Origin of the sequence: Vibrio sp. 10N.222.46.A1 (assembly GCF_041473595.1) — a bacterium.
GTDB lineage: Bacteria > Pseudomonadota > Gammaproteobacteria > Enterobacterales > Vibrionaceae > Vibrio > Vibrio tasmaniensis_A.
The window spans coordinates 1-7,296 of the sequence record NZ_JBFRSN010000412.1 but is presented as its reverse complement, the minus strand read 5'-3'; the positions used below and the strand labels follow the sequence as shown (position 1 = coordinate 7,296).

5 protein-coding genes are annotated in these 7,296 nt (G+C 44.4%); 3 read left to right on the top strand and 2 right to left on the bottom strand.

Translation table 11 applies throughout. From position 1 onward, the window contains the following. A partial coding sequence (gene speB / locus AB4496_RS12945; protein WP_372131099.1) for an agmatinase occupies window positions 1–818 on the bottom strand: 818 nt, incomplete at its 3' end. Further along, window positions 818–2,725 (bottom strand): arginine decarboxylase, encoded by a 1,908-nt coding sequence (gene speA, locus AB4496_RS12940; RefSeq protein WP_102257374.1) that lies wholly within the window; start codon window positions 2,723–2,725, stop codon window positions 818–820. The genes speB and speA, both read right to left, overlap by 1 nt. Window positions 2,726–3,286: 561 nt before the next feature. On the opposite strand from speA, the gene AB4496_RS12935 reads away from it, so the two are divergent. From AB4496_RS12935 to AB4496_RS12925, 3 genes are all read left to right on the top strand, one after another. After that, window positions 3,287–4,723, top strand: coding sequence for a coniferyl aldehyde dehydrogenase (locus AB4496_RS12935; protein ID WP_102257337.1), 1,437 nt, complete (start codon window positions 3,287–3,289; stop codon window positions 4,721–4,723). Then, on the top strand, window positions 4,720–5,298 hold the full coding sequence (locus AB4496_RS12930; protein WP_065103388.1) for a TetR/AcrR family transcriptional regulator: 579 nt from the start codon (window positions 4,720–4,722) through the stop codon (window positions 5,296–5,298). Before AB4496_RS12935 ends, AB4496_RS12930 begins: the two co-directional genes overlap by 4 nt. A 492-nt stretch (window positions 5,299–5,790) precedes the next feature. Continuing rightward, window positions 5,791–7,296, top strand: a 1,506-nt coding sequence (locus tag AB4496_RS12925; RefSeq protein ID WP_372131097.1) for an ATP-binding cassette domain-containing protein, incomplete at its 3' end; no start/stop codon positions are given.

The following is a 7,296-nucleotide window of genomic DNA, read 5'->3' as shown; positions in this document are numbered from 1 at the left end:
ACGTCCATACCAACCATGTTGATACCCTGTAAGCCACGAATGATTTTGAGCACTTTATCTGAATTCAAACCACCACACACAGGCGTCCCAGTACCCGGCGCAAAAGCAGGATCCAGACAATCGATATCAAACGTTAGGTAAACTGGCTTATCACCAACAATGCCTTTCACTTGAGCAATGATCTCATCCACGCTCATGTCATTCGCTTGCATCGCATTGATAACATTAAAGCCATGACCTTCCTGCTTATACTCTGTACGAATACCTATTTGCACAGAATGCTCAGGCGAGATTAACCCTTCATTTGGCGCATGGTAGAACATAGTACCGTGATCGTAACGACTACCCTGACTGTAAGTATCAGTGTGCGCGTCAAAATGAATCAGAGCCATTTCACCGTACTTCTTGCCGTATGCTCTTAGCAAAGGCAATGTAATGAAGTGATCGCCACCTAACCCTAACAGTGTTTTACCGCTGTTTAGAATCGCATCAGCGGCTGCTTCTAGACGCTGAGTTAAGTCTTCTGCATCACCGCAATCAAACACAAGATCGCCAGCATCAATCACCGAGGTGTGTTCAAATACATTGAAGTCCCAAGGAAATTTTTTGCCTTCCCACGCCAAGTTTACAGACGCACGACGAATCGCATCAGGCCCCATACGAGCACCCGGACGACCCGACGTCGCCATATCTAACGGCGCGCCCAACACAACCACATCAGCATCGTTATCAATTGGGTTCTGTACCAATGGACGACGCATAAAAGTCATCGCGTTGGAGTACAGCGAGTAATCTGGTTTGGTAAATAGATCGTTCATTAAAAATCCTCAAGATAGGTGTAACCCATCAAGCCTTGCTCTAACTCTTCAAGTACGCTTTGCTGCTCTTGTGCTGGTACTTTTGCCGTGACCAAATCTTTGTAGTTCTGACGAATCAGATCCGTATCAATGTGAACATAACGCATCATGTCTTCAACCGTATCGCCTTCATTGATGTAGTCGATATTCGCTTGACCACTTTCATCAACATTCACCACTACACTGTGGGTATCACCAAATAGGTTATGCATATCACCCAAGATCTCTTGGTATGCGCCTACTAAGAAAAAGCCCATCAGGTATGGTTCATCTGGGTTCCATGCAGGAACTGGCAGAGTCGTTTCAATACCTTGGCCATCAACATACTGGTCAATCGTACCGTCAGAATCACAGGTGATATCCAGTACTACAGCGCGTCGCTCATCCGCATTATCCAAACCACTTAGAGGTAATACAGGGAATACCTGATCAATACCCCAAGCATCTGGTAAAGATTGGAACAGCGAGAAGTTCACGAAAAACTTATCAGCCAAACGCTCGCTCAACTCATCCAAAATAGGACGGTGGTAACGGTTCTTAGTACTCATACGAGAGCTAAGTTCGTAGTTAATACGCAAAGACATCTGCTCTGCCCAAGCACGGTGCTGAAGATTCAGCATACCCGTCGCAAATTGGTTGTGTGCTTCTGCGATATCACTTTGCGTGTCGTTGTAGATCTCAATCAGCGCGCGGTCATCATTACCCGCATCTAGCTCTAAGAAATTCTTCCACATGTTGTTTAGCAACATTGGTGCGTCAGCTTCAGGCGCAGCCATATCTTCCGGAGAATAGCTTTCTGTACCGATCACGTTAGTAACAAGCACAGCGTGATGCGCAGTCAACGAACGACCAGATTCAGAAATGATCACAGGTTGCGGCTGATTGTAGAGCTTACAAATATCCCCTACTGTCATTACGATGTTGCGAGCGTACTCAAGCAAGCCGTAGTTCATTGAGTTTGAAGACTGGCTACGTGTGCCGTCGTAATCGACCGCCAAACCGCCACCAACGTCTAAGAACTTCAGTTGAGCACCTATATCACGCAGTTCACAGTAAAAACGAGCCGCTTCACTCACACCATTTCGTACATCACGAATATTCGCCATTTGCGAGCCAAGGTGGAAGTGCACGAGCTCTAGAACATCCAGTTGATCTTCTGCTTTCAAGCGTTCAATAACGGTCAATACTTGTGATGCAGACAAACCGAATTTCGACTTCTCACCACCACTTGCTTGCCATTTACCTGCACCTTGAGATGCAAGACGAATGCGTAGACCTAAACGAGGTTTCACGCCAAGCGCTTTTGCTTCAGAAAGGACAAGATCAAGCTCTGACAACTTCTCTAGAACGATAAATACTTTGTGGCCTAGCTTTTCGCCAATAAGCGCAAGACGGATGTATTCTCTGTCTTTGTAACCGTTACACACGATCACAGAGCTCGCTTTTTGAGCCAGTGCCAATACCGCTAATAGTTCAGGCTTGCTGCCCGCCTCTAAACCAAGCTGCTTCTGCTCTAATTGAGCTTGGCTCGCTAAGATCTCGTCAACCACTTCTTTCTGTTGGTTAACTTTAATCGGGTAAACAAGTAGGTAACGGTTATCGTACTGATATTCGTCGATCGCTTGGTTGAATGCGTTACAGATATTGTGCACACGTTGATGCACTATTTGAGGAAAACGCACAAGAGCAGGCAAACCAATATTTCTCTGCTCTAACTGTTTTACGATCTGACTTAGCGGAACTTGATGATCGGTTTCGCTCGGTGATACATACACCTCACCATTATCATCAATTCCATAAAAACCTTGGCTCCAGTGCTTTACATTATACTCAGCACGGATGCGTTCCAAATTAACCGAATTTTCCAATTCTAGAGACCTCACACTATAGGGCCATCGACAGAAGATACCTCATTGGAATAGCGAGGTATAACCCAACAAAAAACGTTCGAAAACGATTTGTTGGCTGCATTAACCGATATTATTAAGAGTGAGTCCAACCATTGATATTTGTGGTTACGATTACGTTTTTTTATCGTCGACCCGACTTAAAGTGACAGGTAAGGTATTACAAGGTTTTAGGCCAAAAAACAGGCTGAAGCGCATTAGATTTAAAGCACTTTCTAACAAAGAATCAGGTGAATAAAATACCAAAGACACATAAAATTCTTAGCTAACCTGGTCAAGTTAAGTCAGGGTTGTGACAAATATGCGCACTTCCCAATCTGAACTCTCGCTATCACAAACACAACTTGTATCCCGTGATTCGATACCTATAAACACTTCGTTCTTCCTACTAAAACTCGCTCACTTCAATGTTGTAACCGCTCAATTTTTGAACTTTTCTCGCGCATATCTTGTATTTGGTTGGATATTCTTGTAATTTCAACCGACCAACCAATCGGTCAGCTTTCGAATTTAGGGGATACTATGAGCCATAATCTAGACCTTGAACCAAACACGTCGAGCATCAACGACATGGATCAAATGTTCAACCGACAAAAAGATCACTACCGCTGTAATGTTAATCCAACGCTTGAGCAGAGAAGAAAAAACCTCTCAGAATTAAAAGCGTTGCTAATGCGCTATCAAGAGCAGTTGATTGAGGCAGTATCTGAAGATTATGGCCATCGAGCAAAACACGACAGCTTGATTGCTGATATCACCCCTTCTCTTCACCAGATCAATTACAGCCTGAAGAACCTTAAGAAATGGTTGAAGCCATCTCGCAGAAAAGCAGGCTTAATGCTGACACCCGCGAAGATCACGATTCATTATCAACCAGTTGGTGTTGTCGGTATCATTGTTCCTTGGAACTTCCCGGTGATGCTCTCTTTAGGTCCTCTCATCACGGCGCTGGCGGCAGGTAATACTGCAATGCTCAAGATGTCTGAGTTCACTCCAGTGACCAACCGAGTTTTAAAAGCTATGCTGGCCGAAGGCTTTAGTGAAGATCAAGTCGCGATTATCGAAGGCGAAGCTGACGTTTCCGCTAAATTTAGCCAGCTCCCGTTTGACCATATTCTATTTACTGGCTCGACCTCTGTGGGTAAGCACGTCATGAGAGCAGCAGCCGATAACTTAACGCCTGTAACCTTGGAATTGGGCGGCAAGTCTCCAACGATTATTGCTCCCGACTTTGATGTGGCTGACGCCGTTGAACGCATCCTGTTTGCAAAAAGCTTGAACGCTGGCCAGATTTGCGTGGCGCCCGATTACATCTTATTACCACGAGAAAAAGTCGACGCGTTCATCACAGCTTATAAGCTGTACTTCAAAAAGCTGTATAAAGCAGGCATTGAGAGCAAAGACTTAACTTCAGTGATCGATATGCGTCAATACAATCGTTTGAAGGGAGTGATTACAGATGCTCAATCTAAAGGCGCAGTTGTTCACACTGTCACCGAGCAAGCACAAGACGATGTGAACCACAGAATGACGCCACACCTTCTAACCGAAGTGAACGACGACATGCTCGCAATGCAAGAAGAGTTGTTTGGCCCCGTACTGCCTATCGTTCCTTATGATTCTATTGAAGAAGCGATCAGCTACATCACAACAAGAGAACGTCCGCTTGCTTTGTACCTGATGAGTCATGATAAGCAGACTCAAGATCTAATCTTATCGAGCACGCACTCTGGCGGCGTGTGTATTAATGATTCTTTGGTGCATGTGGCTGCAGAAGACGCGCCGTTCGGTGGTATAGGCCCTTCAGGCATGGGACACTACCATGGCATTGAAGGCTTTAAGACCTTTAGTCATGCTAAAACCGTTCTAAGTAGAGGTAAAATTAACTTCACCAAGTTAATGCACCCTCCTTACAACAACCCAATTAAAAAGATTCTGTTCAAAGTACTAAATAGATGATTACGAAAAGGCAAAAAATCCTAGATGCTGCGCTCCTGCTCTTCTCTCAGCAAGGGCTAGAGGGCACATCTACCGGACAAATAGCGAAAACGGCAGGTGTGGCAAAGGCAACGCTGTTCCATCACTTTGAGAACAAATCTCTACTGATTGATGAACTGTTTCGTGAACTGAAAATAGAGCTATTTTCTACCCTTGACCAGCACACAGAAATCGCTGAACAAGATCGCTACCAAGCCTTTAAGTTCATGTGGATTACAGGGCTTGAATGGGCGTTAGAAAATCCAGTTGCGATGAAGTTCTTCACCAATGTTCATTTCGACCCGACGACTCAAACTCGAGAAGTGATTGTTTCAAAGATGTTCGCATCGTTAGACGAGATCATTTTGAAAGGACAAGAAACTGGTGAGCTGATGGTGTTAGACATCAACCTTGTTAGGCACTTCATCCACAGCCATTTTTTGATTTGTGCAAACTGGTTGATTGAGCAGAATGAGTTACCTCCAGAGCAGTCAGGCAAGTACATCAGCGATAGCTTTGACATGTGTTGGCGAGCTGTCGGCGGACAAAACCTGTAATTTGCACATTATTTGAAGCTCTTGCTTTCAAAGAACACTCTAAAGCGCCTCATGGTTATATCTATATATAGGCATGAGGCGCTTTAATTATTTGGATACATTTTAATCACATCACCATATTGACTTTAAGCCCCCTCTTTCAGTAACATCACACCATCATTTCAAAAGAGAATAACGCCATAATGAAGTACTAACATCCTGACATCCGATTTATTTTTATAAAAATCATTTGGACACTCGGGGTTAGTGGGCGTTACTTCGTCATCTATTTTCGCGACAAATCAAGTTCTTAAAGATCCGTATTTTGACAACATGTATCTTGCAGAACTGTACCTCAAAGACAGAAATTGTCTCAGCGCAGCTTTTCTATCTTTGATTGGTCATCTACCTAAGTAACGTCTTGGTGATCTATTCTTAGACTCCTATGTTGGAGTCTATGTAGAAAAGCGCCTCACCCCTTTTACTCGTTTACACGTAAAGGGAGGTATTTTTATGCCTACTATATTAGCCAACAATCTCTCATTCCAGCTCGATACTGGTGAGTGGTTATTCAAAGACATCACCTTTAGTTTGAGCAGTCGCCTGACAGGCTTAGTCGGAAGAAATGGGGCGGGAAAGTCACTACTGCTTTCGTTACTGGTCGGGCAAACACAACCCACATCAGGCAGCATTTCCAAACAAGGCTCGATCGGCTTTTACTCCCAGTTGCCTTCAAAGCTATTGGATAGCACAACCAGCATTGCTGACTTCTTGGGGCTCACCGAAAAGTTAGACGCATTACATGCCATAGAACAAGGCAGCTGCGAACTTCAGCACTTCAATATCGTTGGCGAGGATTGGGATTTACAAGCGAACACAAAGCAACTTTTAGCCACATTGAAAATAACCAGTGGGTTAACCACACCGTGCCATACATTGAGCGGCGGGCAGCTATCCCTATTGCAGCTTCATCGCTTATTCGTATCAAACTACGACGTACTGATTCTCGACGAACCGACAAACCATTTGGATAGCGACGGGCGTAATTGGTTACTAGAACAGTGCCAGTTATTTGAAGGAAAAGTGCTTGTCGTCAGTCACGATCGAAGCTTATTGAGACACATGGAAGGGATCTATCATCTCAACAGTTTGGGATTACGTTTCTACAAAGGAAACTACGATGATTACTTCACGCAAATGTCGAGTCAAAGTGAAGCACTGGACAAGCAGATAACGCATCATCAATCGGAAAAGAAACGACTCGAGCGCCAAGCTCAGATTAACAAGGAAAAAGCTCAACAACGTGAGGCTCAAGGTAACCGACTCCGAAAATCAGGTAGCCAACCCAAGATATTATTGGATGCCATGAAAGATAAAGCAGGGCGAACCCAAGGCGCATCGGCAACAAGCCACAAGAACTTAAAGGATCAAAACCAACATAAGCTTCAATCTCTTAAAGAACAGCAAGAGCAACTGAAGCCGCAAGCGTTGTACCTACAACAAGCGAATGCTACTAAAAAACACTCACTATTAACCGTTGAAGAGTGTCGCCTAAATTTTGGTTCTGGTGTTCCTATTAGCTTATCTCTATCACAAGGCGAACGATGCTATCTAACCGGGGCTAACGGGTGCGGAAAATCGACTCTGTTAAAAGCCATTCATGGCCAGCACTCGAACTATATCGGATCCATTAAGCGCTTAGGGGCGACCGTATACTTGGATCAACATTTTGGCCTGTTAGACACCAACGACACCATATTCGATAGTTTGATGACACACAGCTTTGGGTTAACAGAAAGTGACGCACGAACCTTGCTCGCTGGAATAGGGTTCAGGCGAGACTCCGTATACCGAAAAGTGTCTCATTTAAGTGGTGGTGAAAAAATGAAACTGGCGATGTTGATCGTTAGCCACAAACAAGACACCCCGCTTCTATTGCTTGATGAACCGGACAACCATCTAGACATCGACTCAAAGCAAGTATTGGCGTCCGCTTTACGTGAATACCAAGGCGCATTT

Bases quoted from the DNA above. Each gene is read 5' to 3' on its own strand.
- AB4496_RS12935 (WP_102257337.1), top strand. From the start codon at position 3,287: ATGAGCCATAATCTAGACCTTGAACCAAACACGTCGAGCATCAACGAC.
- AB4496_RS12930 (WP_065103388.1), top strand. From the start codon at position 4,720: ATGATTACGAAAAGGCAAAAAATCCTAGATGCTGCGCTCCTGCTCTTC.